This is a genomic window from Achromobacter sp. 1014246743, assembly GCF_059760725.1.
The window spans coordinates 13,175-39,366 of the sequence record NZ_JCBANA010000051.1 but is presented as its reverse complement, the minus strand read 5'-3'; the positions used below and the strand labels follow the sequence as shown (position 1 = coordinate 39,366).

25 protein-coding genes are annotated in these 26,192 nt (G+C 67.9%); 9 read left to right on the top strand and 16 right to left on the bottom strand.

Features of this window, described 5'->3' with window-relative positions:
- Window positions 1-181 precede the first annotated feature (181 nt).
- The 7 genes from AC6LJ2_RS20610 to AC6LJ2_RS20580 all read left to right on the top strand — a co-directional run bounded on the left by AC6LJ2_RS20610 (window position 182) and on the right by AC6LJ2_RS20580 (window position 7,880).
- Window positions 182-1,531, top strand: coding sequence for a c-type cytochrome (locus tag AC6LJ2_RS20610; RefSeq protein ID WP_498152068.1), 1,350 nt, complete (start codon window positions 182-184; stop codon window positions 1,529-1,531).
- A complete protein-coding gene (locus AC6LJ2_RS20605; protein ID WP_498152067.1) occupies window positions 1,524-2,435 on the top strand; it encodes a c-type cytochrome in 912 nt (303 codons plus the stop codon). Before AC6LJ2_RS20610 ends, AC6LJ2_RS20605 begins: the two co-directional genes overlap by 8 nt.
- A gap of 135 nt (window positions 2,436-2,570) precedes the next feature.
- Window positions 2,571-3,497 carry a LysR family transcriptional regulator gene (locus AC6LJ2_RS20600; protein ID WP_263910236.1) on the top strand — a complete coding sequence of 309 codons (927 nt, stop codon included), beginning with the start codon at window positions 2,571-2,573 and terminating at the stop codon, window positions 3,495-3,497.
- A gap of 77 nt (window positions 3,498-3,574) precedes the next feature.
- Window positions 3,575-4,990 carry an FAD-dependent tricarballylate dehydrogenase TcuA gene (gene tcuA / locus AC6LJ2_RS20595; RefSeq protein WP_263909482.1) on the top strand — a complete coding sequence of 472 codons (1,416 nt, stop codon included), beginning with the start codon at window positions 3,575-3,577 and terminating at the stop codon, window positions 4,988-4,990.
- Window positions 4,977-6,215: a tricarballylate utilization 4Fe-4S protein TcuB gene (gene tcuB / locus AC6LJ2_RS20590; RefSeq protein ID WP_498152066.1), complete on the top strand. Its 1,239-nt coding sequence runs from the start codon at window positions 4,977-4,979 to the stop codon at window positions 6,213-6,215. Before tcuA ends, tcuB begins: the two co-directional genes overlap by 14 nt.
- 68 nt (window positions 6,216-6,283) lie before the next feature.
- Window positions 6,284-7,258 carry a Bug family tripartite tricarboxylate transporter substrate binding protein gene (locus AC6LJ2_RS20585; protein WP_445657564.1) on the top strand — a complete coding sequence of 325 codons (975 nt, stop codon included), beginning with the start codon at window positions 6,284-6,286 and terminating at the stop codon, window positions 7,256-7,258.
- A gap of 46 nt (window positions 7,259-7,304) precedes the next feature.
- Complete coding sequence (locus AC6LJ2_RS20580; RefSeq protein ID WP_263909488.1) at window positions 7,305-7,880, top strand: hypothetical protein; 576 nt, start codon at window positions 7,305-7,307, stop codon at window positions 7,878-7,880.
- 22 nt (window positions 7,881-7,902) lie between these two features.
- Here the strand turns inward: AC6LJ2_RS20580 and AC6LJ2_RS20575 are convergent, their stop codons facing one another.
- The 9 genes from AC6LJ2_RS20575 to AC6LJ2_RS20535 form a co-directional block, all read right to left on the bottom strand.
- Window positions 7,903-8,379 carry a hypothetical protein gene (locus AC6LJ2_RS20575; protein ID WP_263909490.1) on the bottom strand — a complete coding sequence of 159 codons (477 nt, stop codon included), beginning with the start codon at window positions 8,377-8,379 and terminating at the stop codon, window positions 7,903-7,905.
- Between the two features lie 56 nt (window positions 8,380-8,435).
- Window positions 8,436-9,158: a hypothetical protein gene (locus AC6LJ2_RS20570; protein ID WP_263909492.1), complete on the bottom strand. Its 723-nt coding sequence runs from the start codon at window positions 9,156-9,158 to the stop codon at window positions 8,436-8,438.
- 102 nt (window positions 9,159-9,260) lie between these two features.
- Window positions 9,261-10,670, bottom strand: coding sequence for an aminotransferase-like domain-containing protein (locus AC6LJ2_RS20565; protein ID WP_498152065.1), 1,410 nt, complete (start codon window positions 10,668-10,670; stop codon window positions 9,261-9,263).
- 24 nt (window positions 10,671-10,694) lie between these two features.
- Complete coding sequence (locus tag AC6LJ2_RS20560; RefSeq protein WP_445657562.1) at window positions 10,695-10,835, bottom strand: DUF2474 domain-containing protein; 141 nt, start codon at window positions 10,833-10,835, stop codon at window positions 10,695-10,697.
- Window positions 10,835-11,842 carry a cytochrome d ubiquinol oxidase subunit II gene (cydB, locus tag AC6LJ2_RS20555; RefSeq protein WP_498152064.1) on the bottom strand — a complete coding sequence of 336 codons (1,008 nt, stop codon included), beginning with the start codon at window positions 11,840-11,842 and terminating at the stop codon, window positions 10,835-10,837. The genes AC6LJ2_RS20560 and cydB overlap by 1 nt, the downstream gene beginning before the upstream one ends.
- A gap of 4 nt (window positions 11,843-11,846) precedes the next feature.
- Window positions 11,847-13,283: a cytochrome ubiquinol oxidase subunit I gene (locus AC6LJ2_RS20550; RefSeq protein ID WP_263909500.1), complete on the bottom strand. Its 1,437-nt coding sequence runs from the start codon at window positions 13,281-13,283 to the stop codon at window positions 11,847-11,849.
- A gap of 354 nt (window positions 13,284-13,637) precedes the next feature.
- Window positions 13,638-14,324, bottom strand: a complete 687-nt coding sequence (locus AC6LJ2_RS20545) for an alpha/beta hydrolase (RefSeq protein ID WP_498152063.1) — start codon at window positions 14,322-14,324, stop codon at window positions 13,638-13,640.
- A gap of 94 nt (window positions 14,325-14,418) precedes the next feature.
- The gene (locus AC6LJ2_RS20540) at window positions 14,419-14,646 is read right to left on the bottom strand and encodes a tautomerase family protein (RefSeq protein ID WP_263909504.1); all 228 of its coding nucleotides are present in this window, start codon (window positions 14,644-14,646) and stop codon (window positions 14,419-14,421) included.
- Window positions 14,647-14,704: 58 nt separating this feature from the next.
- Window positions 14,705-15,442, bottom strand: a complete 738-nt coding sequence (locus AC6LJ2_RS20535) for an SDR family NAD(P)-dependent oxidoreductase (RefSeq protein WP_498152062.1) — start codon at window positions 15,440-15,442, stop codon at window positions 14,705-14,707.
- Between the two features lie 116 nt (window positions 15,443-15,558).
- Here AC6LJ2_RS20535 and AC6LJ2_RS20530 point away from each other — a divergent pair, with 116 nt between their 5' ends.
- Complete coding sequence (locus AC6LJ2_RS20530; protein WP_498152061.1) at window positions 15,559-16,470, top strand: LysR family transcriptional regulator; 912 nt, start codon at window positions 15,559-15,561, stop codon at window positions 16,468-16,470.
- Here AC6LJ2_RS20530 and AC6LJ2_RS20525 read toward each other — a convergent pair.
- Window positions 16,385-17,347, bottom strand: a complete 963-nt coding sequence (locus AC6LJ2_RS20525; RefSeq protein ID WP_498152060.1) for an EamA family transporter — start codon at window positions 17,345-17,347, stop codon at window positions 16,385-16,387. The genes AC6LJ2_RS20530 and AC6LJ2_RS20525 overlap by 86 nt on opposite strands.
- Before the next feature lie 145 nt (window positions 17,348-17,492).
- Between AC6LJ2_RS20525 and AC6LJ2_RS20520 the strand changes: the two genes are divergently transcribed.
- Window positions 17,493-18,389: a LysR family transcriptional regulator gene (locus AC6LJ2_RS20520; RefSeq protein WP_498152059.1), complete on the top strand. Its 897-nt coding sequence runs from the start codon at window positions 17,493-17,495 to the stop codon at window positions 18,387-18,389.
- 78 nt (window positions 18,390-18,467) lie between these two features.
- Here AC6LJ2_RS20520 and phbB read toward each other — a convergent pair whose 3' ends face one another.
- From phbB to AC6LJ2_RS20490, 6 genes are read right to left on the bottom strand one after another with little or no spacing between them, the layout of a single operon-like run.
- Window positions 18,468-19,214, bottom strand: coding sequence for an acetoacetyl-CoA reductase (gene phbB / locus AC6LJ2_RS20515; protein ID WP_445657558.1), 747 nt, complete (start codon window positions 19,212-19,214; stop codon window positions 18,468-18,470).
- A complete protein-coding gene (locus AC6LJ2_RS20510) occupies window positions 19,204-19,677 on the bottom strand; it encodes a hypothetical protein (protein WP_498152058.1) in 474 nt (157 codons plus the stop codon). The genes phbB and AC6LJ2_RS20510 overlap by 11 nt, the downstream gene beginning before the upstream one ends.
- A gap of 44 nt (window positions 19,678-19,721) precedes the next feature.
- Complete coding sequence (locus tag AC6LJ2_RS20505; RefSeq protein ID WP_498152057.1) at window positions 19,722-20,849, bottom strand: ABC transporter permease; 1,128 nt, start codon at window positions 20,847-20,849, stop codon at window positions 19,722-19,724.
- A 2-nt stretch (window positions 20,850-20,851) separates the two neighbouring features.
- Window positions 20,852-23,653 carry a ribosome-associated ATPase/putative transporter RbbA gene (rbbA, locus tag AC6LJ2_RS20500; protein ID WP_498152056.1) on the bottom strand — a complete coding sequence of 934 codons (2,802 nt, stop codon included), beginning with the start codon at window positions 23,651-23,653 and terminating at the stop codon, window positions 20,852-20,854.
- Entirely contained in the window at window positions 23,653-24,720 is a 1,068-nt protein-coding gene (locus tag AC6LJ2_RS20495) for an HlyD family secretion protein (protein ID WP_498152055.1), read from the bottom strand. Before AC6LJ2_RS20495 ends, rbbA begins: the two co-directional genes overlap by 1 nt.
- The gene (locus tag AC6LJ2_RS20490) at window positions 24,717-26,192 is read right to left on the bottom strand and encodes an efflux transporter outer membrane subunit (RefSeq protein WP_498152054.1); all 1,476 of its coding nucleotides are present in this window, start codon (window positions 26,190-26,192) and stop codon (window positions 24,717-24,719) included. The genes AC6LJ2_RS20495 and AC6LJ2_RS20490 overlap by 4 nt, the downstream gene beginning before the upstream one ends.

Genomic DNA, 26,192 nt, shown 5'->3' with positions numbered 1-26,192 from the left:
CTTCGTTCTTTGCCGCGGCGCCGTTGTCTGAACGCCCTTTGCGTCCGGTCAAACAAGCCCGATACTTTCATGCTTTTCAGTCATATGCTTATTACCAGAAGGCGTAAGCTGGCCTCATAAGCTGGACAACGCTGTACGAACACCCGACGTGCGCGCTTGCCGGCGCGTAACGGAGGGTCAGATGAAGAAGTTCGGGATCAAGGCGGTGGTGGCGCTGCTGGTATTGGCAGGCGGGGCCATTGGCGGCGCCCAGGTGCTTACCGCCCATCGCAAGACAGACACCACGGCGACGATCGATCCGCAGGATCGGCGCCTGGTCGAGGCCGGCGCCTATATCGCGCGCACAGCCGACTGCGTGGCCTGTCACAGCGTGCCCGGCGACAAGCCCTTTGCGGGCGGCCTGGCGATGCAGACGCCGGTGGGCACGATCTACTCGTCCAACATCACGCCCGACAAGGCCGCCGGCATCGGCGCCTACACCTACGCCGATTTCAAGAACGCGGTGCAGTACGGCATCCGCAAGGACGGCACGCCGCTCTATCCGGCCATGCCGTATCCGTCGTACGCCATCATGCCGGACGCCGACGTGCAGGCGCTGTACGCCTACTTCATGGCCGACGTGAAGCCCGATGGCAAGCCCAGCGCCGATTCCACCATTCCGTGGCCGCTGAACATGCGCTGGCCCATGGCCTGGTGGCAGGCGCTGTTTGCCGGCAAGCGGCAGTTCGCGGCGCCGGCCGGCGCCGACGACATGCTGACGCGTGGCGCCTATCTGGTGGAAGGGCCGGGGCATTGCGGCGCCTGCCATACGCCGCGTGGCCTGGCCTACCAGGAAAAGACGCTGTCCATGGCGGATGGCGATGCCTTCCTGTCGGGCGCGGTGATCGACGGTTGGCGGGCCAAGAGCCTGCGCGGCGAAGCCCAGGGCCTGCAATCGTGGACGGCGGCCGACATCGCGCTGTTCCTGAAGACCGGCCGCACCGACAAGGTGGCGGCCTTTGGCGCGATGGCCGACGTGGTCGAGCACAGTACGCGTTATTTCAGCGACAACGACCTGGCCAGCATCGCGGCCTACCTGAAGCAATTGCCGCCGGTGCAGGGCAAGTTGCCGGTGTTTGCCGCCAAGGCCGATGCCACCACGGCGGCGTTGATGGCCGGTCGCTACGACAGTCGCGGCGCGGTGATCTACATGGAACAGTGCGTGGTCTGCCATCGCGCCGACGGCCAGGGCATGCCGCGCATTTTCCCGGCGCTGGCGGGCAATTCGGCCGTGTTCGCGCAGAACCCGCAGTCGATCATCCAGATCACGCTGGAAGGCGGCAAGATGCCCGCCAACGACCATGACGCCATGGCCTTTGCCATGCCCGGGTTCAACCACCTGAGCGACCGCGATATCACCGACGTCATCAATTTCATCCGCACGGCCTGGACCAACCAGGCGCCGGCCATCGCCGATGGCGACGTGGCGCACATCCGCGACTTCCTGGCGGGCAAGAAACCGAACATCGTGTCGGGAGGCAAACATGAATAACAGGATCAAGATCGCCGCCGCGCTGGTGCTGGCGGCCACGGTCGGGGGCGGCATGGCCGCGATGGCGGCGCAGGATGCGCCGGCTGCGGACCCCAACGGCAAGACCTTCGCCGTGCTGGACAAGGACGGCAAGCGGCTGGCCGACTACACCATTCCGTCCGACACGCTGATTGCCAAGGAACCCAACGCCGACCAGATCAACTACGGCAAGCGCCTGCTCAACGAAACCCGCCGCCTGCTGCCGCAGAACACCGGCGCCAGCATGAATTGCAACAGCTGCCACGTGCAGCAGGGCAAGAAGCCGCTGGGCGCGCCGTACATCAACACGGTCAATTCGTTTCCGCAATTCAACCCGCGCGCCAACCGCGTGGTGACGCTGGAAGACCGCATCAACGGCTGTTTCATGCGGTCGATGAACGGCAAGCCGCTGGACAAGACGTCGCCGGAAATGCAGGCCATGGTGGCCTACATGAAGTGGCTGGCGCAGGACGTGCCGCATGGCGCCAAGGTGCAGATCGAAAACGCCTGGCCGATCGACACGAGGTTGGTCGGCGACCCTGTGCGCGGGAAAAGCCTGTACGCGGCGCAGTGCGCCGCCTGCCACGGCGCCAACGGCGAAGGCAAGAAGGACCGCGCAGGCGACATCGTGTTTCCGCCGCTGTGGGGCGACGAGTCGTTCAACATCGGCGCGGGCCTGGCGCGCACCTACAAGGCCGCGGCCTTCATCCGCAACAGCATGCCGATGGGGGTGAACACCCACGGCACCTGGGGCGAAGGCGGCGTACTGTCGGACCAGGACGCGGTGGACGTGGCGGAATACTTCACTCACATGCCGCGCCCGGACTTCCCGGGCAAGGAAAAGGATTGGCCGAACGGCAAGAAGCCCAAGGACGCGCGGTATTGAGGTGATCGTTGCCGAGGACCGCCCCGAGCCGCCGCCGCGGCGCGGGACCTCGTAGCGGACGCGTTGCCGGCGGCCGTGTGCTGGCCAGACCGCCCTACAATCGGCGGATCTTCACTTGCGATCATCCGGCCCATCATGGAACTGCGCCAGCTGCGTTATTTCGTCCGCGTCGTCGAAGCCGGCAGCATCGGCCGCGCGGCCGCGTCGCTGGATATGGTGACGTCCGCGCTCAGCCAGCAGATCAGCCGCCTGGAAGGCGAACTGGCCACGCGGCTGTTGCAGCGCAGCGCCAGCGGCGTGGTGCCCACCGACGCGGGGCTGGCGTTCTTTCGCCAGGCCCAGCTGGCGCTGCGCCATGCCGATGACGCCGTGCGCGCCGCGCAGCAAGCCCGGCTGGCCGGGCACGTCAGCGTGGGGCTGTCGTCCACCACCGCATCGATCCTGGGGGCGCCGTTCGTGCAGGCCATGAACGAACGCTATCCCGACATCCGGCTGCACCTGGTCGAGGCGCTGTCGGGCCACCTGGCCGACATGCTCAACGGCCGGCTGCTGGACCTGGCCATCGTGTTCCATGCCGAGGCCGCGCGCCGCTGGAGCGTCATGCCGCTGCTGGACGAACCGCTGTACTTGTGTGCGCGTCGCGGCATGGCGGGTTTGCCGGCTGGCGCCACGACCCGCCTGGAAGACCTTGCCGACCTGCCGCTGGTGCTGCCCAGCGGCCGCCACGGGCTGCGCGCCCTGGTCAACCATGCCTTCCAGAAGTCCGGATTGACGCCACGGGTGGTGGCCGAGGTCGACGGCCTGGCGCTGCTGATGGACGTGGTGCAGCTGGGCTACGCCGCCACCATCCAGCCCAGCTCGGCCACCGCTCGCATCGCGCCTGGCCAGTTGGCGATGGCGCGCATCGACGATGCGGACCTGTTCCGGCCCAATCTGCTGGCCAGCCTGTCCGAAGATGAGCTGTCGCCCGCGGCGCTGGCCGCGCGGCTGGTGCTGGCGGACGTGTCGCGCAGCCTGGCGCGCGCGGGCACCTGGGCGGTGACGACCCTTCACGAATCGTGAAGACCCGTTGACGCCGCGCTGATATCGCGGCGCAGGGCGTAGACCTACAGTGCATTCCTTGATTCAGGAATGCTGTCATGGTCGACGTTCTGGTGGTGGGAGGGGGCAATGCGGCGCTGTGCGCGGCCCTGATGGCGCGCGAAGCCGGCGCCAGCGTGTTGCTGCTTGAGGCCGCGCCGCGCGAATGGCGCGGCGGCAATTCGCAGCACACGCGCAACCTGCGCTGCATGCACGATGCGCCGCAGGACGTGCTGGTGGACGCGTATCCCGAAGAGGAATACTGGCAGGACCTGCTCAAGGTCACCGGCGGCCAGACCAATGAACACCTGGCGCGGCTGGTGATCCGCGAGTCGTCCACCTGTCGCGACTGGATGCGGCGCCACGGCGTGAACTTCCAGCCGCCGCTGTCGGGCGCGCTGCACGTGGCGCGCACCAATGCGTTCTTCATGGGCGGCGGCAAGGCGCTGGTGAATGCCTATTACCGCAGCGCCGAAGCGCTGGGCGTGCAGATACGCTACGACGCGCCGGTGGACGCGCTGGAACTGCAAGACGGCCGCTTCATCGCCGCTCGCATCGGCGCCGAACGCATCGAGGCGCGCGCCTGCGTGCTGGCGGCCGGCGGCTTCGAGTCCAACCGCGAATGGCTGCGCGAGGCCTGGGGCCAGAACGAACGCGGCGAATGGCCGGCCGACAACTTCCTGATCCGCGGCACGCGTTTCAACCAGGGCGTGCTGCTCAAGTTCATGCTGGACGCGGGCGCGGACCGCATCGGCGATCCGTCGCAGTCGCACTGCGTGGCGATCGACGCCCGCGCGCCGCTGTACGACGGCGGCATCTGCACCCGCATCGACTGCGTGTCGCTGGGCGTGGTGGTCAACCGCGACGCGCAGCGCTTCTATGACGAAGGCGAGGATTTCTGGCCCAAGCGCTACGCCATCTGGGGCCGCCTGACCGCGATGCAGCCGGGGCAGATTGCCTATTCCATCATCGACGCCAAGGCCATCGGCCGCTTCATGCCGCCGGTGTTTCCCGGCGTCAAGGCCGACACGCTGCCCGAGCTGGCCACGCAGCTGGGCCTGGACCCGGTGGCGTTCGAGCGTACCGTGCGCGATTACAACCAGGCCTGCCGGGTCGGGAAGTTCGACCACACCGCGCTGGACGACTGCCATACCGAAGGCGTGACGCCCGCCAAGACCCACTGGGCCCGACCGATCGACACCGCGCCGTTCTACGGCTATGCGCTGCGTCCCGGCATTACGTTTACCTACCTGGGCCTGAAGGTCGACGAGACCGCCGCGGTGCGCTTTGACGACGTGCCCAGCGACAACCTGTTCGTGGCCGGCGAGATGATGGCCGGCAATGTGCTGGGCAAGGGCTATACGGCGGGGGTGGGCATGTCCATCGGCACGGCGTTCGGCCGCATCGCCGGCACCCGCGCCGCGGCCGCCGCGCGCCGCGCCCACCCTGAAGGAGCCCGCCATGCGGCAGCTTGAAGCCCTGGCCCAGGAGGCCCAGTCGTTCACCCCACCCCAGCCGGCGATGACCGAGCAGGTGGTCACGTGGCATGGCCGCGGCGCCGGGCCGGCTTCAGCACCGGTGACCGCCGAGCCCGGCGCGCTCAGCGGCGACGAGGCCGAGGTGGCCCGCGTCATGCAGATCTGCAACGCCTGCCGCTATTGCGAAGGGTTCTGCGCGGTGTTTCCGGCCATGACCCGGCGCCTGGAATTCGGCAAGGCCGACCTGAACTACCTGGCCAACCTGTGCCACAACTGCGGCGCCTGTCTGCACGCCTGCCAGTACGCGCCGCCGCACGAGTTCGCGGTGAACGTGCCGCAGGCCATGGCCAAGGTGCGCATGCAGACGTACACCGACTACGCCTGGCCGCCCGCGCTGGGCCAGCTGTATCGCCGCAACGGATTGACGCTGTCGCTGGCCACCGCGGCGGGCCTGACGCTGTTCCTGACGCTGGCGGTGCTGCTGACCGGCGGCCTGTGGCATGCGCCGATGGCCGGCAATTTCTATGCGGTGTTTCCGCATAACACGCTGGCGCTGATGTTCGGCGTCGTGTTCGGCTTTGCCATGCTGGCCCTGGGCGTGGGGGTGGCGAAGTTCTGGCGCGACGTCAGCCCGGGCGCGGCCAGCGGTGCCGCGGTGGCCGAAGCCGCGCACGACGCGCTGCGGCTGCGCTATCTGGACGGCGGCCACGGCAAGGGCTGCAACAACGCCGACGACGCCTTCACCCTGTGGCGTCGCCGCTTTCACCACTTCACGTTCTACGGCTTCATGCTGTGCTTTGCCGCCACGGTCGTGGCCACGCTGTACCACTACCTGCTGGGCCAGCAGGCGCCGTATCCGTTCTGGAGCGCGCCGGTGCTGCTGGGCACGGTGGGCGGCATCGGCCTGCTGGTCGGGCCGGCGGGGCTGCTGTGGCTGAACCTGAAACGCCATCCGCAGCATGGCGACGCCGCGCAAAAGCCGATGGACCGCGGCTTCATCGCGCTGCTGTTCCTGACCAGCGCCACGGGCCTGGCGCTGCTGGCCGGACGCGACACGGGCGCCATGGCGCTGTTGCTGGCGGTGCACCTGGGCGTGGTGATGGCGCTGTTCCTGACGCTGCCCTACGGCAAGTTCGCGCACGGCATCTACCGGTCGGCTGCGCTGCTCAAGTGGTCGATCGAAAAACGCCAGCCCAACAAGCTGCAGTTGGGATCTGACTGATCCGTTGTACCCGCTCGCATGACGGCGCCCTGGATGGCGCCGCAATCCATACCTATCAGGAGACTCGCATGTTCCCTTCCCGCATCGCCCGCGCGGCGCTTGCCGCCTGTCTGTGGTCGGCCCTGCCGACCGTGCACGCGCAGACCTTTCCCGCCAAGCCCATCACGCTGGTGGTGCCGCATTCGGCGGGCGGCACGTCCGACATCCTGGCGCGCACGGTGGCCGCCGAAGCGGCCAAGACGCTGGGCCAGACCATCGTGATCGACAACAAGGGCGGCGCCAACGGCACCATCGCGGCCAAGCAGGTGGCCTCGGCCGCGCCGGACGGCTACATGCTGCTGCTGGCCACCGCCAGCACGCACGGCATCAACCCGTCGCTGTACTCGCGCATCTCGTACGACGCGGCCAAGGACTTCACGCCCGTCACGCTGCTGGCCACCGTACCCAACGTGCTGGTGGTCGGCCCCAATGTGAAGGCTACCGACGTGCAGGCGCTGATCGTTCATATCAAGGCGCAGGGCGACCGCAGCAACATGGGCTCGGCCGGCGCCGGCACCCCGGGCCACCTGGCCGGCGAGATGTTCAAGCGTGCGGCCGGCCTGCAGTTCACCCATGTGCCCTACAAGGGCGGCAGCCCCGCCATCACCGACCTGATCGGCGGGCAGATCGATTTCCTGTTCACCACCATTCCTGGCGCGTTGCCGCATATCAAGGCGGGTACGTTGCGCGCCTTGGCGGTGACCTCGCCGCAGCGTTCGCCCGCGCTGCCCGACATTCCCACCATGGCCGAATCCGGCTTGCCCGGCTTCCAGGCCCTGTCGTGGCATGGCGTGGTGGCGCCGGCCGGCACGCCGGACGCGGTGGTGCAGAAGCTGAATGCGGCGTTGAGCGGGGCATTGGCCGCGCCCGCCGTGCGCCAGCGGCTGATGGAAGAGGGCGCGCAGGCATCCAACGTGAACACGGCTGCGTTCGGCGTCTTCATCCGGGAAGAAATCGTGGCCTGGGCGCAGGCGGTGAAGGATTCGGGCGCGACGGCGAACTGACGATCGTCATGTGAACCCTGCGGGGGCGCGTGCTAGGATTTCGCGCATGCTCACGACCCTGCTTTTTTCGTTGCTGGCACACGCGCCGGTGACCGCTTCCGATTTCGACCTGAGCTGCCTGGCCGCGGCCCGGGGCACGGGCGGCATGATGGAAACCACGGCGCATTGCGCGCGTCGTGACGGCAGCCAGCTGTCGTTCAATCCGGCCGTGCTTGGGCAGCTGGAATACGATGCCGACGGCCTGAGCGCGGTGGCGGTTGGCGGCGGCTGGTCATGGGTGCGCGCCGATGGTGCATCGGCGCAGGTGATCCCCTTCGACAATGGCCCCGACGATTTCGTCGACGGGCTGGCTCGTGGCCGGCGGGCCGATGGCGCCATGATCTACATCGACAAGCGCCTTGACGTCGCGTTGGCGACACCCTACACCTGGGTGGAACCCTTTGCCGACGGCATCGCCGCGGTCTGCGCGCGTTGCCGTTTCGAACCCGACGCCAGCGGGGAGCACCAAGTGGTGGTCGGCGGCGAGTGGGGCGCCATCGATCGCGCGGGCAAGCTGGTGTTGCCTTTGCGCGCGGATGCCGCCTCGTTGCGGCGGGAATTGGACGCCGCCAGAAAGCGCTAGCGGCGGCGCCTATCAGTGTCGGTCAACGCGCCTGGTAGGCGTCGCACAAGGCCAGGTATTCGTCGCCGTTGATCTCCAGCGCCATGGCCTGGATCAGCACGCGCTTGCGATTGGGCAGCGAGGTCTTCAACTGGATCTGCTTGGCGATCGGGATACCGACGTAGCTTTGGTTGACGTAGGTGTTCTCGTTGATGGCGTGCCACGGCACGACGGTGCCGTCGGTGATCTTCAGCCCGTCGCGGGTGAAGGTGATGACGGGCGTGGGCGGGCTGAAGGCGCGCTTCAGGCATCTGATGACCAGCCAGACGCCGATGGCGGCGATGGCGCCGAAGAACGCCAGTGCGCCCATGCTGTCGCGCGACCGCGCGGCCAAAAAGCCGAAGACCCCCGCGGCCACCGTCCAGATGATCGCACCGGCAATCAGGCGGTTGCGGGAGAAAAACACCGGGCGGTCGGCCAGCGTTTGGGATTGTTGGGCGTTGGAGCTGTAGATTTCCATATCGAGGCTGCGCAAAAGGGGAAGGGGGCCGCCCTGTAAAGGGGGCGGAATCGAAGTCAGGCGCCGGGCAGGTATTGGCGCAGACAGGCCAGCATCACCGGCTCATTGACGATCTTGGACCGGTCGATCTTGTGGGTCTTGCCCCGCGCGACGATGATCAGCGTCTCGTCGGTTTCCATGCCTTCGCTGTCCGATTGCGTGCGGATGGTGTCGATGGCGGTCCAGGGAATCTGCTGGCCCTTGTGCACCAGGCCGGCGGCGTTCATGCCCAGCGGGCCGAACGCCACGGTGGCGCCGGCCTGCAGCTTGCGGTGGGTGTCGGCTTCGAGATTGCCGCCCACCGCGTCTTCCAGGTGCTCGGCCAGTTCGTAGGCGTCTTGCCAGATCGCCAGGCGCAGCCGGATGCGTTCGCCGCCGTGCAGGGTCAGCAGCAGATGGTCGCGGTTGTGCAGGTGGCGCATCGACGCGATGTCGGCGTAGGGCACGGTGCGTGTGCCAAGGTGCAGCGCGTGGTCGTCAAGCGTGATTGCGGCCGGGGCGCGCCACCACGCGACCAGGTCCGATCCGCGCCACAGCAGGTAGCCGACGGTGGGCAGCGTCAGGAAGAACACCAGCCACATGGCGCGGTAGCGCAGCATTTCGACCAGCAGGCTGCGGGGCAGCAGCCAGATGTCGATCGCGGCCAGCAGTTGGGCGCAGAACAGATACAGCAGGGCCGCGGCGCCCAGGTAGCAACCCAGCGCGTAACGCGGCAAAACTCGGGGGAACGAAGCAGTCATGAGAAACGCGCCGCGACGCGGCACCGTCCGGATGTCGAAGGCTTCGCACTCTAAGGGATGTGCGTCAGGGTGGGGTTTCTATCTGTATCAAGATGGCGAATTTCATGTCCCCATCAGCTTGCCCAGGGTGGCCATGCCCTGTTCCATCTCGGCATTCCAGGGGTGTCCGTAGTTCAGGCGCAGGAAGTTGCCGAAGGCGCCCGACGACGAGAACAGCGGCCCCGGCGCGATGCTGATGCCGTGGTCCAACGCGGCGCGGTGCAGCCGCAAGGTGTCGATGTGGGCGGGCAGTTCCACCCAGGTGAAGTAGCCGCCCAGCGGCCGCGTGGCGCGCGTGCCTTTCGGAAAGTAGCGCGCCACGGCCTGAAGGACTTCGCCCTGCTGCAGCGCCAGTGTCTGGCGGAAGTGGCGCAGGTGCCGGTCGTAGCCGCCCTGGGCCAGATAGGCGGCAATGGCGGCTTGGGTAGGCGCGGCGGTGGCCAGGCTGGTGGTGAGCTTGTTGCGCATGATGGCTCGGGTGTAGCGCCCGGCCGCCACCCAACCCACGCGGTAACCCGGCGCCAGCGTTTTCGAGAACGACGAGCAATGCATCACGATGCCTTCGCGGTCGAAGGCCTTGGCGGGGCGCGGGCGGGTGTCGCCAAAGTAGAGCTCGCCGTAGACGTCGTCTTCGATCAGGGCCACGCCGTGTTCGGTCAAGAGCCGCACCAGCGATTCTTTCTTGGCCTCGGGCATCAGGCTGCCCAGGGGGTTCTGGAAGGTGGTCATCAACCAGCAGGCGCGCGGCTTGTGCTGCACGATGGCCTGCTCCAGGGCTTGCAGGTCGATGCCTTCGCGCGGATGCGTGGCCACTTCGATGGCGTGCAGCTGGTTGCGTTCCAGCGATTGCAGCGCGGCGTAGAAGGTGGGCGATTCGACGATGACGGCATCGCCCGGCTGCGTCACGGCGGCCAGCGACAGGTTCAGCGCGTCCAGCGCGCCATTGGTGATGATGATGTCGTCGACCGGCACCGTCAGGCCGTCGGCCAGGTAGCGCAGCGCGATGGCGCGGCGCAGCGCGGCATCGCCCGGGCTGAGGTCGTCGATGGAACTCCAGGGGTCCAGCTGTTGCACGGTGGCGGCCATGAACCTGGCCAGCCGGCCGTAGGGCAATAGCGACGGGCTGGGAAAGGCCGAGCCGAACGGCAGCATGTCGCGCCGCAGGGTGGCATTGAGCACTTGCAGTACGTTGTCGCTGACGTCCACCGGATGGCGGCCCGCGCTGGCGCTGGACAGGGCGTCGGGTTCGGGCAGGGCGGCGTGCGGCGTGCGCAGCACGTAGTAGCCCGAGCGATCACGTGCGCGGATCAGGCCGCGCGCTTCCAGCAGGTAGTAGGCCTTGAACACCGTCGACGGGCTGACCCCGCGGCTGGCGCTGGTCTGACGCACCGAGGGCAGGCGGTCGCCCGCCTGCAACAGGCCCGAGAGGATCGAGGCGGTGATGTCTTCGGTCAGGCGTTCATAGCGTTTCATGGCGGGTCCGTGAAAGGCGGGGAATCAGGTCGACATGCCGATGGCGCGCATGACCAGGCGCAGGGCGCAGGCGGTCACGCCCAGCGCCGCCACGCTGCCGGCCCAGATCAACGCCAGCCACAACAGCCGGCTGCGCCACGTGGTGGGGGGTGTGCGAGCGTGCATCAATGGAACTCCTCGCCCGTGCGTACCTTGCCGCGGAACACGTAGTAGGACCAGGCGGTGTAAATCAGGATAATCGGAATGATGGCCAGCGCCCCGACCAGCGCAAAGCCCAGGCTTTGCGGCGGCGCGGCGGCGGTCCAGATGGACACGTCGGGCGGAATCACGGCGGGCCAGATGCTGATGCCCAGGCCGCTGTAGCCCAGGAACACCAGGCACAGCGCCAGCACGAAGGGACCGGCGTTGGGCGTGCCACGCACGCGCCGCACCAGGTCGAAGCCGGCGGCGGCCACCAGCAGCGGCACGGGCAGGAACCAGAACATGTTCGGCAGGCTGAACCAGCGCTGCGCGATCTGCGGCTGCGCCAGCGGCGTCCACAGGCTGAGCGCGGCGATCACGGCCAGCAGCGCCAGCGTCAGCGGCCGGGCCAGCGCGCACATGTGGCGGTGCAGGCGGCCTTCGGTCTTCATGATCAGCCAGGTGCAGCCCAGCAGCGCATAGGCCACTACCAGGCCCACGCCGGTGAACAGCGAGAACGGGCTGATCCAGTCCCATGCGCCGCCGTGATACGCGCGGTCCACGACCGGAATGCCTTCGATGTAGGCGCCCAGCGTCACGCCCTGGAAGAACGTCGCGCACAACGAGCCCAGCACGAACGCACGGTCCCACAGCGGGCGATGGTGCGGGTCCGCCTTGAAGCGGAATTCGAACGCCACGCCGCGAAAGATCAGCCCCAGCAGCATGAACACCAGCGGCAGGTGCAGCGCGCTGAGAATCACGGAGTAGGCCAGCGGAAACGCGGCCAGCAGGCCCGCGCCGCCCAGCACCAGCCAGGTCTCGTTGCCGTCCCACACGGGCGCCACGGTGTTGACCATCACGTCGCGTTCCTCGGCATCGTTGACCAGCGGGAACAGGATGCCGATGCCCAGGTCGAAGCCGTCCATCACCACGTACATCATCACGCCGAACAGGATGATGACGGCCCATATCAGTGCAAGATCGATACCCATGGCGTCAGGCTCCCGTGGCGTTGCGTGAGGCGGACGGGACGTCCGCCGTGGTGGAGGCGGCCGACAGCGGCCGCGAGGGTTGGCGCGGTTCGCCCGGCCCGCCGGACAGGGGCGCATGGCCGGGCGCCGGGGTCGGGCCCATGCGGATCAGGCGCAGCATGTACGACACGCCGGCGCCGAACACGAACAGGTACACGACCACGAACAGCGCCAGGGTCAGCGTCAGTTCGCCGATGCCATGGCGGGTGGCGGCATCGGCCGTGCGCATCACGCCGTAGACGATCCACGGCTGGCGGCCGATCTCGGTGACGTACCAGCCCGCCAGCATCGCCACCAGGCCGGATGGGCCCATCCACAGCGCAAAACGCTGCAAGGCCCGCGACTGGTACAGCTTGCCGCGCCAGCGCGCCCACAGCGCCCAGGCCGCCAGGGCGATCATCAGCATGCCCAGCCCGGCCATCACGCGGAATGACCAGAACACCACGGTGGCGTTGGGCCGATCTTCGGGCGGATACGACTTCAGGCCGGGAAACTGGCCGTCCCAGCTGTGGGTCAGGATCAGGCTGCCCAGACGGGGAATGTTGAGCGCGTAGCGGGTTTCTTCGCGTTCCATGTCGGGAATGCCGAACAGCGTCAGCGGCACGCCCGCACCGGGTTCGTTGTCCCAGTGGCCTTCGATGGCGGCGATCTTGGCCGGTTGATGCTTGAGGGTGTTCAGGCCATGGAAGTCGCCCACCACGGCTTGCAGCGGCGCCGATATCGCCAGCATGGCCATCGCCATCGCGAACATCTTCTTCACGGCCGGGCTGCGGTCGCCGCGCAGCAGGTGCCAGGCGCCGGAGGCGCCCACCATGAGCGCGGTGGCCAGGAAGGCGGCGATGCCCATGTGCGCCAGGCGGTAGGGAAAGGACGGGTTGAAGATCACGGCCAGCCAGTCGGTCGGCACCACGCGGCCATCCAGGATCTCGTAGCCCGCGGGCGTCTGCATCCAGCTGTTGGACGCCAGGATCCAGGTGGCGGACACCAGCGTGCCCAGCGCCACCATGATGGTCGAGAAAAAGTGCAGGCCCGGCCCCACGCGGGACCAGCCGAACAACATCACGCCCAGAAAGCCGGCTTCCAGGAAGAAGGCGGTCAAGACTTCGTAGGCCAGCAGCGGTCCGGTGACGCTGCCGGCGAAATCGGAAAAAAAGCTCCAGTTGGTGCCGAACTGGTAGGCCATCACCAGGCCGGACACGACCCCCATGCCGAAATTGACGGCGAAGATCTTGGTCCAGAAATGGTAGAGGTCGCGGTAGACCGTGTTGCGGGTCCGCAGCCAGCAGCCTTCCAGCACGGCCAGGTAGCTGGCCAGCCCGATGGTGATGGCGGGAAAGATGATGTGAAAAGAGATGGTGAAACCGAACTGTATTCGGGCAAGCAGTAGCGCGTCGCTATCCATGGCGGGGTTTTCCTGACTCAAGGCCCGCGCGGGGAAACCGCTGATGGGCGGCGCGCGCGGACAGGCTGGTGCCTGTAGCGTCAAGGTAGGCCGGCGGCGAAAGTTAGTACAGATTCAGAAAGCGCTGAAAAAAGCGGATCAGTTTGTGAGGGTGGTGGAGCGTTACGCCCGAATTTCATAGGCAAGCGGGCGATTTTTCGCTGAAGGGGACAGGCTTGCGGGTTACAAAAAAAGCAGCACAGCGGGAAGGCTGTGCTGCCTGATATCGTGCGGCCCTGCGATGCAGGCGGCGGCGCGGCGAGGGGGCCATGGCCTTGCCTGGCGCCCGCCAGCCTGCGCAGGGCTCATCCTGCGCTAGGCGCGCGCCGCCTCGTCGATCAGCGCGGCCACTTCCTCGGCCCGCGACGCCAGCGACGCATGGCTGGCGTCCAGCTTGAGCAGCTTGCGCGGCTGCATGCGTGTCGCCATCTTTTCCTGGTTCGCGGGGGTGATCATGCGGTCCTGGGTGGACAGCTGGTACCACGACGGCTTGTGGCGCCACGCCGGCACGCTGATGGTGCTGCCAAAGGTGCTGGCCAGCGGCGCCTTCTGGGTCACGGCCATCACCAGGGCGTCGTCGGCGCTCAGGTCCTGGCAGAAGCTTTCGTGGAATTTATCGGCGCGCAGCCACAGGTAGCCGTCGCTGTCGGGGGCCAGGTTGGGCGCAGCGGCCGGCAGGTCCTGCTGCGTGATGCCGCCCGGGCTTTCGCCCGCGTCCGGCGCGAACGCGGCGATGTACACCAGGCCCGCGACGTTGGGCTGGTTGCCGGCCTCGGTGATGACGGCGCCGCCATACGAATGGCCCACCAGCAGCACGGGGCCGGATTGCTGCGCGATCATCTTGCGGGTGCGCTCGGCGTCGTCGGCCAGCGACGTCAGCGGCAGCTCGACCGCATGCAGGTCTTTGTGCCCAAGACGGGCCAGGGCCAGGATGACCCGGCCCCAATGCGCGGCGCCGCCCCAGAAGCCGTGCGCCAGAATGATGGTTGGTGTGCTGCCCATGGTGAGTCTCCCGACTGTGGATGGAGCCACGATCATGCTACGGCCACACCCGGCGCGCCATGGGTTTTCGGCAGTTTGTCATCGATGGATACGACTATGTCGATGGCGCGTCTTTGGCGGCGCGTTGGCGCTGGCGCAGCGCCGTGACGGTCTCGCCGCCCACGCCCCAGCTGTCGGTGTCGACCTCTTCGATGACGACGAAGGTGGCCTGCGGGTCCTTGCCCAGGACACGCACCATCAGGTCGGTGGCGCCCTTGATGAGTTCGGCCTTCTGTTCGCGCGTGACGCCTTCTCGGGTGATCTGGATGTTGATGTACGGCATGTCGGTCTCCTTGGGGAAAACGGCGCTGGCCTGACGGCCGGCGCCGGCGGGATCAGGCTTACCAGCGGCCGGCGGTGGCGCCGCCGTCGACAGGGATGATGGCGCCGGACGTGAACGACGAGTCGGTCAGGTACAGCACGGCATCGACCACGTCGCGCGGCGCGCCACGGCGGCCGGACGGCGACAGGCGGTCCAGGAAGTCGGTGTCGCCGCCGTCATGCATCGGCGTGGCGATGATACCCGGCGCCACCGCGTTGACCAGGATGTTGTGCGGCGCCAGTTCCAGCGCCAGCGCCTTGGTGGCCTGGTTCAGCCCGCCCTTGACCAGCACCGGCAGCAGCGCCGGCACTTGCTGCACCGGTTGCAGGCCGATGCTGGCCGTGGTGTTGATGATGTGGCCGCCGCCGTGCGCCGCCATGTGCGCGGCCGCTTGCTGCGACGGGTAGAAAAAACCCTTCAGGTTGGTGCTGAACAGCGCCTCGGCGTCGTCGACGGTGTAGTCGCCCACGGGCTTGGCGATGAAGATGCCGGCGTTGTTGACCAGCACATCGACGCGGCCGAAGGCTTCGATGGCGCGGTCGAACAACAGGCGCGCGGTGTCGGGCTGGCCGATGTCGCCGGCCACGCCCAGAAAGCGCGGCGGGTTGCCCAATTGGCGGGCCGCCTGTGCCAGGCGTTCGGCGCTGCGGGCATTGCCCACGACGTTGTCGCCGCGTTCCAGGTAGGCGCGGGCGATGGCCAGGCCGATGCCGCTGGAGGCGCCGGTCACGATGAGGGTCTTGGCTTGCTTGGACATGATGGATTTCCGGGATGAAAAGAAGGAAACCCCACTCTACTTATGACTCCAAACGTGATAAACACACCAAATATCAAATCTATGCATACACCATGTAATGAATAGGCGCGCCATCCATGCAAAGACGTTTTGAAGACCTCATGCTCGGCAGCGTCGAGCTGTTCTGCCTGGCGGCGGATTTGCAGAGCTTCACGGCGGCGGCCAACGCCGCGGGGGTGACGCCGGCGGCGGTCAGCCGGTCGGTGTCGCGGCTGGAAGAGCGGCTGGGCGTGCGCCTGTTCGTGCGCACTACCCGCCAGATCGGCCTGACGGCCGCTGGCCAGCGTTACATGGAGCAGTGCCGCTCGGCGCTGTCGCTATTGACCGAGGCCGAACGCGAGGTCACCGGCCAGCAGGCCGAACCGGCCGGCAAGCTGCGCATCAGCCTGCCTACCCCTTATGCCCACCATCGCGTGCTGCCGTTGCTGGGGGAATTTCGCCAGCGCTATCCGCAGGTGCACGTCGACGTGCATATCAGCAACCGCAACATCGACTTCGCCGAAGAAGGCTACGACCTGGCCATTCGCGGACGTCTGCCGCCTGATTCCAATCTCGTCGCACGCAAGCTCGAAGACGCCGAACTGGTGCTCGTGGCCGCGCCCGGCTACCTGCGGCGCGCGGGTACACCGCAAACGCTGGAAGACCTGCGGCAGCATGACTGCATCCAGTTCGAATTGCCCAGCACCGGGCGCAACATTCCGTGGATATTCATGCAGGGTGGCCGCCAGATCGATGTGCCGACCACCGGCGGCGCCAGCTGCTCGGGCGACGTGCTGGGTGGAGTGAGCCTGGCGCGCCATGGCGCGGGGCTGTTCCAGGCCTATCGCTTCACGGTGCAGGACGACCTGCGGCGCGGCGACCTGGTCGAGGTGTTGCCGCAGTTCGGCGGTGCAACGCGCGCGTTCACCCTGCTTTATCCGCACGTGCGCCACGTATCGCTGCGGGTGCGCACGTGTGTGGACTTCCTGCTGGAACGGCTGCGGCACTAGCTGCGGCACTAGCTGTGGCACTGGCTGCGACGCGGCGCTGCACGTGCTGGCTGAGCCAGACGCTGCCCACCACGATCACCATGCCGGCCATCTGCGCTGCGCTCAGGCGCTGGTCCAGCAAGGCCCAGCCCAGCAGCACGGCGGTGACCGGGCTCAGGAATCCCAGCGACGACACCACCGCGGGTTCCAGCCGGGCGATGCCGCGAAACCAGATCACGTAGGTCAACGCCGCGCCGATCAGCCCCAGATAGGCGATGCCCAGCACGTTCAGGGCCGTGACCGGCGGCAGGGCCGGTTCGGCCAGCAGCGCCACCGGCAACAGCAGTACGCCACCCGCCGTCAGTTGCCACGAGGTAAAGGTCAACGCCGACACCGGCGGCTGCCAGCGGCGGCTGAGCACGGTGCCCAGGGCCATGGACGCTGCGCTGAACAGGCCGGCCGTCACACCGACAGGGTCCAGCGCGGCCTTGGGGCCCAGCACCAGCAGGGCCACGCCGCCGATGCCGGCCAGCGCCGCCAGCACCGCCAGGCCGCGCACGGGCGAGCCCAGCAAGGCGCGCGCCAGCAGGATGACCACCAGCGGCTGGATCGCGCCCAGCGTCGCGGCCACGCCGCCTGGCAGGCGGTAGGCGGCCACGAACAGCAGCGCCCAGAACACCGAGAAGTTCAGCGCACCCAGGACAAAGGCGCGCAGCCACCAGATGCCCTGCGGCAGTTGCCGCACGGCCAGCAACAGCAGGATGCCGGCGGGCAGGGCGCGCAGCATGGCCACCGTCAGCGGGTAGCCCTGCGGCAGCATCAAGGTGGTGACGACATAGGTGCTGCCCCAGATGGCGGGGGCCACCGCGGTCAGGAGCAGGTCAGCGCTGCGGCTCATGGCGAGAATTCCTTGGAAGGGCAAGACGGGCCGGGCGCGGGCGCGGCATCCATACCGACAGGCTAATTGAATCGTCTGGCCGCGATAATATCCATTCCAATGGCAAAATCATTCACTGGCAGTGAATGATCACCCCGGGGATTCCATGGATCATCTCACCGCGCTCAAGGTGTTTCGCCAGGTGGTGGAGCAGGGCGGTTTTGCGGCGGCCTCGCGCCAGTTGGGGCTGTCGCCGGCCGCCGTCAGCAAGAACATCGCCGAACTCGAAGCCCATGTGGCGGCGCGCCTCTTGAGCCGCACCACCCGCCGCATGAGCCTGACCGAGGCGGGGCGGCAGTACTACGACCAGGTCTCCCGCATTCTGGATGACCTGCACGAGGCCGAGTCGTCACTGGGGCCGCTGCAACAAGAACCCGCCGGCACGCTGCGCGTGAGCGCGCCGCTGTCGCTCAGCCTGACGTTGCTGGCCGGTGCCATGCCGCGATTCCTGGCACGCTATCCGCGCCTGTCGCTGGACCTGCATCTGGAAGACCGCCGCATCGATCTGGTGAAGGAAGGCTTCGACGTGGCCATTCGCGGCAGCGACCGGCTGGAAGACTCCAGCCTGGTGGCGCGCAAGCTGCTGACGCTGGATCACGTGCTGTGCGGCGCGCCCGCGTATTTCCGGCAGCATGGGGTGCCGGTCCAGCCCGCCGACCTGCGGCGCCTGGAATGCGTGCGCTTCACGTTGTCGGGGCACGCCGATGAATGGACTTTCCAGCGCGCGGGGCTGGTGGAACGCATCCCGGCGCGGGGCCGCTACCAGGTCAGCTCCAGCCTGGCGGTATGCGATGCCTTGCGGGCAGGGTTTGGCGTGAGCCTGGTGCCGCGCGTGTATGTGCAGGCCGACCTGGACAGTGGCGCGTTGCAGGCGGTGCTGCCGGATTGGGTGCCCGTGCAGACGGAGGTCTACGCGGTGTATCCGTCGCGCCGTCACATGGTGGCCAAGGTGCGGGCGCTGGTGGATTTCCTGGTCGAGGAATTGGGCGCGCCGGCGGCGTGAGCCGGCCGCGCCCGTCGTGAGCAGGAGCTCGGGCGCGTGCCATCGCAAGCGCCCGTGCTCCAGGCAGGCGAGCAGGCCTCAGTACATATGCTGCCCGCCGTTCATGGCGACATTGCTGCCGGTCATGAACGCCGCCGCATCGCTGCAGATGAACGCCACCAGCGCGGCGATTTCATCAGGTTCCCCCAGCCGTCCCAGCGGAATCTGCGGCAGGATCTTTTCCTTCAATACGTCTTCGGGCACGGCCTTGACCATCGCCGTGGCCAGGTAGCCCGGCGACACGGTATTGACCGTGACGTTCTTCTTGGCCAGTTCCAGCGCCAGGGCCTTGGTGAACCCGTGGATACCGGCCTTGGAGGCCGCGTAGTTGGTCTGTCCGAATGCCCCCTTGGACCCGTTCACCGACGAGATGTTGATGATGCGGCCCCAGCCGCGGTCGGCCATCGGTCCGCACAGCGGCTGCGTCATGTTGAACATGGAATCGAGGTTGCTGCGCATGACCTCGGTCCAGTTTTCGTAGCTCATCTTGCGCAGGCTGGCGTCGCGCGTGATGCCGGCGTTGTTGACCAGGATGTCGATCTGGCGGCCGTCATCTTCCAGGCGCCGGGCCAGCGCCTGGCACGAGGCATAGTCGGCCACGTCCACCTTGACCATGTCAAAGTGCCGGCCCTGCGCGGCTTCCTCGGCCAGCCAGGCGCGCGAGGCCTCTTCGCTGGAGTGGTACGTGACGATGACGTCGTGGCCGGCGTCGTGCAGCGCGCGGGCGATGGCGCGGCCCAGGCACCCCGCGCCGCCGGTGACCAGGGCCGTGCGCTTAGCGGCCATGGCGCGCCCCGACTTGCGTGGCTTCCTGCATGGCCGAGCACGCCGAGGTCATCTGCTCGGAAAAGCTGGACCACATGCGCGTCAGCGGCGAGGCCGACAGGCCGCCCGTGGCGGCGGCCGAGGCGTTGCTGAGCCAGCCGCTGAAGGCCTCGCTGACGCCGGCGGCCAGGGCCGCCTGGTCTTCGAGCGCGGCATGGGTGATGGCCTGGCTGGCTTCGAGTTGGCATTGCCAGTGCTTGCGCGTGGCTTCGCCCAGGGCCGGGGCGATGCTCTGCCAGTTGCCGTCGACCTTCAGCGGTCCGAACGCGGCAAAGTACTGGCCTGCGGTGTCGCCGGCCAGGCGTTGGCCCAGCTGCAGCCAGCGCTGCTGGCTTTCCTGGGCCAGTTCGGCCAGGCGCTTGCAGTAGGCGACATTGGCGCCGGCGAGGTCCGGGGGCGTGGGGGCGGTTGTCTTCTTCATCATGCGTCCTTTTAAGAGAGTGATAAGGGCCAACGAATACACAGGCCTCACGCCATCTGGCTGAGGGTCTTGCGAAAGCGCGTCAACGAGAAGGCGAACAGGACGCTGCCGATCAGCGCCAGCGCCAGGAACGGTTTCCAGACGACGCTGAATCCCGCGCCGCGAAAGAGAATGGCCTGGCCGAGTTCCACGAAGTGGGTGGTGGGGGCGGCCAGCATGATGTGCTGCACGAAGTCGGGCATGCTTTCGCGCGGCGTGGTGCCGCCGGAGAGCATCTGCAAGGGCAGCAGCACCAGCACCAGCAGCATGCCGAACTGCGGCATGCTGCGCGCCAGGGTTGCCATGAAGATGCCCATGGCGGTGGTGGCAAACAGGTGCAGCGCCACGCCGACCAGAAACAGCGCGACGGATCCTTCGACCGGCACCTGCAACAGGCCGCGCACGATGAACGTCAACGATAGCGCAGCGGACACCAGTACGACCAGCCCCATCGACCAGACTTTCGCCAGCATGATCTCGGTCGGTGTTACAGGCATCACCAGCAGGTGCTCGATGGTGCCGTGTTCGCGCTCGCGGATCAATGCGGCGCCGGTCAGGATGATGGACAGCATCGTGACGTTGTTGATGATCTCCATCAGGCTGCCGAACCACGCCTGCGTCAGGTTCGGGTTGAAACGCATGCGCACCGCCAGGTCCACCGCAAGCTCGGTCGGCTTGCGGTAGCGCTGCACGAATTCGTTGATCTCGTCGGTGATGATCTGCTGGATGTAGTTGCTGCCCGTGAACGCCTGGCTCATGCGGGTGGCGTCCACGTTCAGCTGGATCTGCGCGGGGCGGCCCGCCAGCACGTCGCGCTGGAAATTCGGCGGGATGTTGACGGAAAAGGTATAGCGCCCGGCGTCCATGCCGGCGTCGGCCTCGGCCGAATCGATCATCTGCGGCCGGGTGAAGTGCGGCGGATAGAACGCCGATGCGATGCGCGAGGACAGGGGCGATACATCTTCGTCGACCACGGCGATGGCGGCGTTGTGCAGCGATTCGGGCACGGCCGTGGCAGCGGTGTAGATCATCAGCGTGAACGACACGCCGATCAGCACCAGCATCATCGGATCGCGCGCCAGGCTCCAGAGCTCTTTGACGCCCAGCCGGAAGATATTGGCGGCATGTCGCAGCATGATCAGGTCTCCTGCTTCTTCAGCAACAGCACCGACGCGCCCAGGATGACGGGAATCGCGACCAGCAAGGGCCAGAACGCGCCTTGCAGGTTCGAGAAGTCCAGCGCCTTGCTGAAGACGCCGCGGCTGATGGTGAGCATGTGCGTGGCGGGGTAGACCTGGCCGATCAGCTTGCCGCCGCCTTCCAGCGACGACACCGGGTTGAGCAGGCCGGCGAACTGCACGGCCGGCACCAGCGTGCCGATCATGGTGAAGAACAGCGCCGCGATCTGGCTGCGGGTGAAGGTCGAGGCCAGCAGGCCGATGGCGGTGGCCACCACGTTGTAGATCAGCGCGGCGGCCAGCAAGGTCAGGAAGCTGCCGGTGATGGGCACGCCGAACAGCGTCACTGCCAGCAGCGTCATCAACAGGAAGTTCAGCATCGCCAGCGCCACGTAAGGCCCTTGCTTGCCCAGCAGGAATTCCAGCCGCGTCACCGGCGTGACGTACAGGTTGATGATCGAACCCAGTTCCTTTTCGCGCACCACCGCCAGCGCGGTCAGCATCGCCGGCATCATCAGGAGCAGCAGCGGGATCACGGCCGGCACCATGGCGGGCAGGCTGCGCACGTCGGGGTTGTAGCGAAAGCGGGTTTCGATGCTGAAGGGCGGCGTGGCGCCCGCGCCCAGCCGTTCGCGCGCCTGCTGCTGCAGCCAGCCCTGGTGCATGCCCAGGACGTAGCCGCGAATCGTCTCGGCGCGTTGCGGCATGGCGCCGTCGATCCACACGCCGATCTGCGCGTGGCGGCCGCGTTCGGCGTCGCGCGCAAAACCTTGCGGAATCTCGATCGCCAGCGACAGCTCGCCGCTGCGCATGCGCGCATCCATGTCCTGGTAGTCGGCGATGGGCGGCTGCTCGATGAAGTAGCGCGAGCCGGCCAGGTTCAGGCTGTAGTTCTGGCTCAGCGTGGTCTGGTCGCGGTCCATCACCGCGTAGCGCAGGTCTTCCACGTCCAGGCTGATGCCAAAGCCGATGACGAACATCAGCAGCAGCGAGCCGGCCAGCGCCAGCGTGGCGCGCACCGGGTCGCGGCGCAGCTCCAGCGCTTCGCGCCACATGTAGCTGAACATGCGTTGCAGGTTGAAGCCGCGATGGTCGGGGTGGGCGTTGCCGGGGGCCTCGCGCGCTGGCGGGGCGGCGGGCGCGGCGTTCTCCGCCCTGGCGGCCACCGGCTGCGCCGATGGCGCCGCGGCCTTGCCCGGCTGCGTGCCCGCTCCGGCATCGATCAGGTAGGCAATGAAGGCCTCTTCCAGCGTCCGGGCGCCGCGCAGCCGGATGATCTCGTCCGGCGAAGCGCTCACCAGCACCTTGCCCGCGTGCATCAGCGACATGCGGTCGCAGCGCTGGGCCTCGTTCATGAAGTGGGTGGAAATGAAGATCGTGACCTGGTCCTGCCGCGCCAGTGCGATCAGCAGGCGCCAGAAGTTGTCGCGCGCCACCGGGTCCACGCCGGAGGTGGGTTCGTCCAGGATCAGCAGTTCGGGCTTGTGCACCATGGCCACCGCCAGCGACAGGCGCTGGCGCACGCCCATGGGCAGCTTTTCCGGCAGTTCGTCCAGGGCGTCGGCCAGGTCAAAGCGCGCCACCATCTCGTCGACGCGGGCGGGGATGTCCGCCTCGGGTACGTGGAACAGCCGCGCGTGCAGCACCAGGTTCTGCCGCACGGTCAGTTCGCCATACAGCGAGAACGCCTGCGACATGTAGCCGACGCGGCGGCGCGTGTCGATGTTGTTCGGGTCGACCTCGGCGCCGAACAGCCAGGCCTGGCCCTCGCTGGCCGGCAGCAGGCCGGTCAGCATCTTCATCGTGGTGGACTTGCCGCAGCCGTTCGAACCCAGGAAGCCGAAGATTTCGCCCTTGCGGATGCGGAAGTTGACATGGTCCACCGCCACGAAGTCGCCAAAGCGCATGGTCAGGTCGCGCGCCTCGATGGCGATGGGCGCGTTGTCGTCCAGCGCCAGCGGCGTGATTTCCACGGGTTGGTGACCGCGCCGCTTTTCCTCGGGCAGCAAGGCGATGAACGCGGCTTCCAGCGAGTCCGTGCCGGTGCGGGCGCGCAGTTCGTCAGGCGTGCCGGTGGCCAGCACGCGGCCTTCGTCCATGGCGATCAGCCAGTCAAAGCGCTGCGCCTCGTCCATGTAGGCGGTGGCGACGATGACGCTCATGCCGCGGCGTTCGCGGCGGATCTGGTTGATCAGGTCCCAGAACTGGGCGCGCGCCAGCGGGTCGACGCCGGTGGTGGGTTCGTCCAGGATCAGCAGGTCGGGGTCATGGATCAGGGCGCAGCACAGGCCCAGTTTCTGCTTCATGCCGCCGGACAGCTTGCCCGCGGGCCGCGACAGGAAGGCGTCCATGCCGGTGCTGCGGGTCAGGCTGTCGATGCGGCGGCGCCGCTCGGCCTCGCCATGGCCGAACAGGCGGCCGAAGAATTGCAGGTTTTCCTCCACCGACAGGGTGGGGTACAGGTTCTTGCCCAGCCCCTGTGGCATGTAGGCGATGCGCGGGCAGACGTCATCGCGGTGGCGCTTGCTGGCCATGTCGCCGTCCAGCACCCGCACCGTGCCGGCCTGCACCGCGCGTGAGCCGGCCACCAGGGCCAGCAGGCTCGACTTGCCCACGCCGTCGGGGCCGATCAGGCCCACCATGCGGCCGGCGGGTATATCCAGCGTGATGCCATCCAGCGCCACGGTCTTGCCGTAATGCAACGCCACTCCCGACAGCTGCACCACCGGGGCGGGGGACGACGCTGTCGTGGCGGTGGGCATCAGGGCACCTTGACTTCAAGCGTGGCGGGCCAGGCGGCGTTGCCGTCCAGCTTCAGCCAGGCCACGCCGGGCAGGCCGGTCTTGACCTGGGTCAGGTGCTGCTGCAGCAGCGCGGGGTCGATCTGCGCCTTGACGCGGAACATCAGCTTCTGGCGTTCGGTGGCGGTCTCTACCGTCTTGGGCGTGAACTGTGCGGTGCTGGCCACGAACGACACCTTGGCCGGAATCACGTATTGCGGCGCGGCGTCCAGGATGATGCGCACGTCCTGGCCCAGCGCCACGCGGCCCGCGGCCTGTTCGGGCAGGAAGAAGGTCATGTAGACGTCGGCCAGGTCGACCATGTTCAGTACCTTGCCGCCGGCGCCCAGCACTTCGCCGGCCTGCGCCACGCGGTATTGCACCCGGCCGGCGCGCGGGGCGCGCAGTTCGCTGTCGGCAATGTCGGCGTCGATGCGGGCAATGGTGGCCTGTGCGGCGTTGACCGCAGACTGCGCGCCCACCTGGGCGGCGCGGGCCGCATCGATGGCGGCTGCGGCGGCCTTGACCTGCGCGCGCGCCGCATTGACGGCGGCCTGGGCGCTGCGCACGCGGGCGCGGTCGTCATCCAGTTCCTGGATAGACGATGCGCCTTCGCGCGACAGCGTTTCCGAGCGCGCCAGGCGGCGCCGGGCGGCGTCCAGTTCGCTTTCACGCTGCACCACCACGGCTTCGGCGGCGAGTTTGTCGCTTTCGCGCTGTGCGATCTGCGCGCTGGCGCTGGCGGCGTTGTTGATGGCCTGCTGGTGCTGGGCGCGGGCTTCTTCGCGCTGCGCGGTCAGCGTATCGATCTGCATGCGCGCCAGCGGCTGGCCGGCGGCGACGAATTCGCCTTCGGCGGCCAGCACGTCCTGCACCCGGCCGGCCAGTTTGGTGGCCACGTCGATCTCGGTGGCTTCGATGCGGCCGTTGCCGCTGATGAAGCCTTCGCCGGGGCCGTTGTCGGCCAGCATGCGCCAACCGCCATAGCCGGCGGCGGCGACAGCCAGGACGATCAGGACGGGAATCAGTTTTCGGGCAGGCAGCTTCATGATGCGGTTCCGGGGGGGATCGAGGGCGTGGCAGGCGCCTGGGTGCCGCCGCCCAGCGCGGCATAAAGGCCGACGCGGGCCGACAGAAGCGCGCGGCGGGTCTGCACCAGCGTCTGCTGCGCCGCCAGCAGGTCGCGCTGGGCGTCCAGCACTTCCAGGTAGGGCGAGGCGCCATGGTCATAGCGCAACTTGGCCAGGCGCGCGCGTTCGGCCTGGGCGGCCACGGTGGCGCGCAGTACCTGCACCTGCTCTGCCAGCCAGCGGCGCGCCGACAGCGCGTCCGAGACGTCCTTGAACGCACTCTGGATGGATTGCTCGTAGCCGGCCACGGCCTGGTCACGGCGCACTTCGGCCAGGTCCAGGTTGGCGCTGCGGCGGCCGGCATCGAAGATCGGCAGGTCCAGGCTGGGCGTGAAGTTCCAGGCGCGGCTGCCGCTGCCGAACAGGCCGTCGAGTTCGGCGCTGGCAGTGCCGAAGGCGCCCGTCAGCGTGATGCGGGGAAAGAAGGCGGCGCGGGCCGCGCCGATGTTGGCGTTGGCGGCGCGCAGCTGGTGTTCGGCCGCGACGATGTCGGGGCGGTTGGCCAGCAGGTCCGACGGCAACCCGGCTGGCAGGTCGCGCATCACCGCGTCGTCGTCCAGGCCGGCCTGGGGCAAGGGCAGGTCCAGCGGCTTGCCCACCAGCAGTTCCAGGGCGTGGGCCTGCGTGGCGCGGGCCTGTTCCAGGTCGGCGCCCAGCGCGCGGGCCTGTTGCCACAGCGTTTCCACCTGGGTCAGGTCCAGCTTGGATATCGATCCGACTTCGTAGCGGCGGCGGAAGATGCGCAGGGATTCCTCGCGCGATGCAATCGTGGCGCGGGTCAGGGCCAGGCGCTCGTCCAGCTCGCGCAGCGACAGGTAGCTGTCGGCCACCTGGGCGATCAGGCTCAGCGTGGCGGCGCGGGCGGCGGCATCGGAGGCCAGGTAGTTTTCCAGCGCCGCATCCTTCAGGCTGCGGACGCGGCCCCAGAAGTCCAGTTCCCAGGTCGCCATGCCGACGCCGGCCTGGTACTGGCTGGCCACCTGCGGCCGGCCGGTCAGGTTCAGGTCGCCCGGCGTGCGGGCACGGGTGCCTTCGGCTTGCACACCGATCGTTGGGAACTGGTCGGCGCGCTGGATGCCGTAGAGCGCGCGCGCCTCTTCGACCCGCAGCAGTGCCACGCGCAGGTCGCGGTTATGCGCCAGCGCCTCCCCGATCAGGCCTTGCAAGGTGGGGTCCGAAAAGTAGTCGCGCCAGTCGACCTGCGCGGCCGGCGTCGACGCCGGCGCGGCAGAGGCGGGCCCGGCAGTCTCGGCGGCATAGGTGGCCGCCACCGGCAGCGCCGGGCGGTCGTATTGCGGGGCCATCGACACGCAGCCCTGAACCAGCAGCACGGCCAGGGCGGCCGGCGCCAGGCGGGCAACGGTTCTGGGTGCAAGGGAGCGGCGAGTCAT

Excerpts from the sequence above, each read along its gene's own strand:
- AC6LJ2_RS20520 (WP_498152059.1), top strand. The coding sequence starts at position 17,493 with ATGGATCATCTCACCGCGCTCAAGGTGTTTCGCCAGGTGGTGGAGCAG.
- AC6LJ2_RS20570 (WP_263909492.1), bottom strand. The coding sequence starts at position 9,158 with ATGACTGCTTCGTTCCCCCGAGTTTTGCCGCGTTACGCGCTGGGTTGC.
- AC6LJ2_RS20560 (WP_445657562.1), bottom strand. The coding sequence starts at position 10,835 with ATGCACGCTCGCACACCCCCCACCACGTGGCGCAGCCGGCTGTTGTGG.
- AC6LJ2_RS20505 (WP_498152057.1), bottom strand. The coding sequence starts at position 20,849 with ATGCTGCGACATGCCGCCAATATCTTCCGGCTGGGCGTCAAAGAGCTC.
- phbB (WP_445657558.1), bottom strand. The coding sequence starts at position 19,214 with ATGGCCGCTAAGCGCACGGCCCTGGTCACCGGCGGCGCGGGGTGCCTG.
- AC6LJ2_RS20580 (WP_263909488.1), top strand. The coding sequence starts at position 7,305 with ATGCTCACGACCCTGCTTTTTTCGTTGCTGGCACACGCGCCGGTGACC.
- AC6LJ2_RS20495 (WP_498152055.1), bottom strand. The coding sequence starts at position 24,720 with ATGAAGCTGCCTGCCCGAAAACTGATTCCCGTCCTGATCGTCCTGGCT.
- tcuA (WP_263909482.1), top strand. The coding sequence starts at position 3,575 with ATGGTCGACGTTCTGGTGGTGGGAGGGGGCAATGCGGCGCTGTGCGCG.
- AC6LJ2_RS20550 (WP_263909500.1), bottom strand. The coding sequence starts at position 13,283 with ATGGATAGCGACGCGCTACTGCTTGCCCGAATACAGTTCGGTTTCACC.
- AC6LJ2_RS20545 (WP_498152063.1), bottom strand. The coding sequence starts at position 14,324 with ATGGGCAGCACACCAACCATCATTCTGGCGCACGGCTTCTGGGGCGGC.
- AC6LJ2_RS20540 (WP_263909504.1), bottom strand. The coding sequence starts at position 14,646 with ATGCCGTACATCAACATCCAGATCACCCGAGAAGGCGTCACGCGCGAA.
- AC6LJ2_RS20535 (WP_498152062.1), bottom strand. The coding sequence starts at position 15,442 with ATGTCCAAGCAAGCCAAGACCCTCATCGTGACCGGCGCCTCCAGCGGC.
- AC6LJ2_RS20600 (WP_263910236.1), top strand. The coding sequence starts at position 2,571 with ATGGAACTGCGCCAGCTGCGTTATTTCGTCCGCGTCGTCGAAGCCGGC.
- AC6LJ2_RS20610 (WP_498152068.1), top strand. The coding sequence starts at position 182 with ATGAAGAAGTTCGGGATCAAGGCGGTGGTGGCGCTGCTGGTATTGGCA.
- rbbA (WP_498152056.1), bottom strand. The coding sequence starts at position 23,653 with ATGCCCACCGCCACGACAGCGTCGTCCCCCGCCCCGGTGGTGCAGCTG.
- AC6LJ2_RS20585 (WP_445657564.1), top strand. The coding sequence starts at position 6,284 with ATGTTCCCTTCCCGCATCGCCCGCGCGGCGCTTGCCGCCTGTCTGTGG.
- tcuB (WP_498152066.1), top strand. The coding sequence starts at position 4,977 with ATGCGGCAGCTTGAAGCCCTGGCCCAGGAGGCCCAGTCGTTCACCCCA.
- AC6LJ2_RS20510 (WP_498152058.1), bottom strand. The coding sequence starts at position 19,677 with ATGATGAAGAAGACAACCGCCCCCACGCCCCCGGACCTCGCCGGCGCC.
- AC6LJ2_RS20530 (WP_498152061.1), top strand. The coding sequence starts at position 15,559 with ATGCAAAGACGTTTTGAAGACCTCATGCTCGGCAGCGTCGAGCTGTTC.
- AC6LJ2_RS20565 (WP_498152065.1), bottom strand. The coding sequence starts at position 10,670 with ATGAAACGCTATGAACGCCTGACCGAAGACATCACCGCCTCGATCCTC.
- AC6LJ2_RS20490 (WP_498152054.1), bottom strand. The coding sequence starts at position 26,192 with ATGACTCGCCGCTCCCTTGCACCCAGAACCGTTGCCCGCCTGGCGCCG.
- AC6LJ2_RS20525 (WP_498152060.1), bottom strand. The coding sequence starts at position 17,347 with ATGAGCCGCAGCGCTGACCTGCTCCTGACCGCGGTGGCCCCCGCCATC.
- AC6LJ2_RS20605 (WP_498152067.1), top strand. The coding sequence starts at position 1,524 with ATGAATAACAGGATCAAGATCGCCGCCGCGCTGGTGCTGGCGGCCACG.
- AC6LJ2_RS20575 (WP_263909490.1), bottom strand. The coding sequence starts at position 8,379 with ATGGAAATCTACAGCTCCAACGCCCAACAATCCCAAACGCTGGCCGAC.
- cydB (WP_498152064.1), bottom strand. The coding sequence starts at position 11,842 with ATGGGTATCGATCTTGCACTGATATGGGCCGTCATCATCCTGTTCGGC.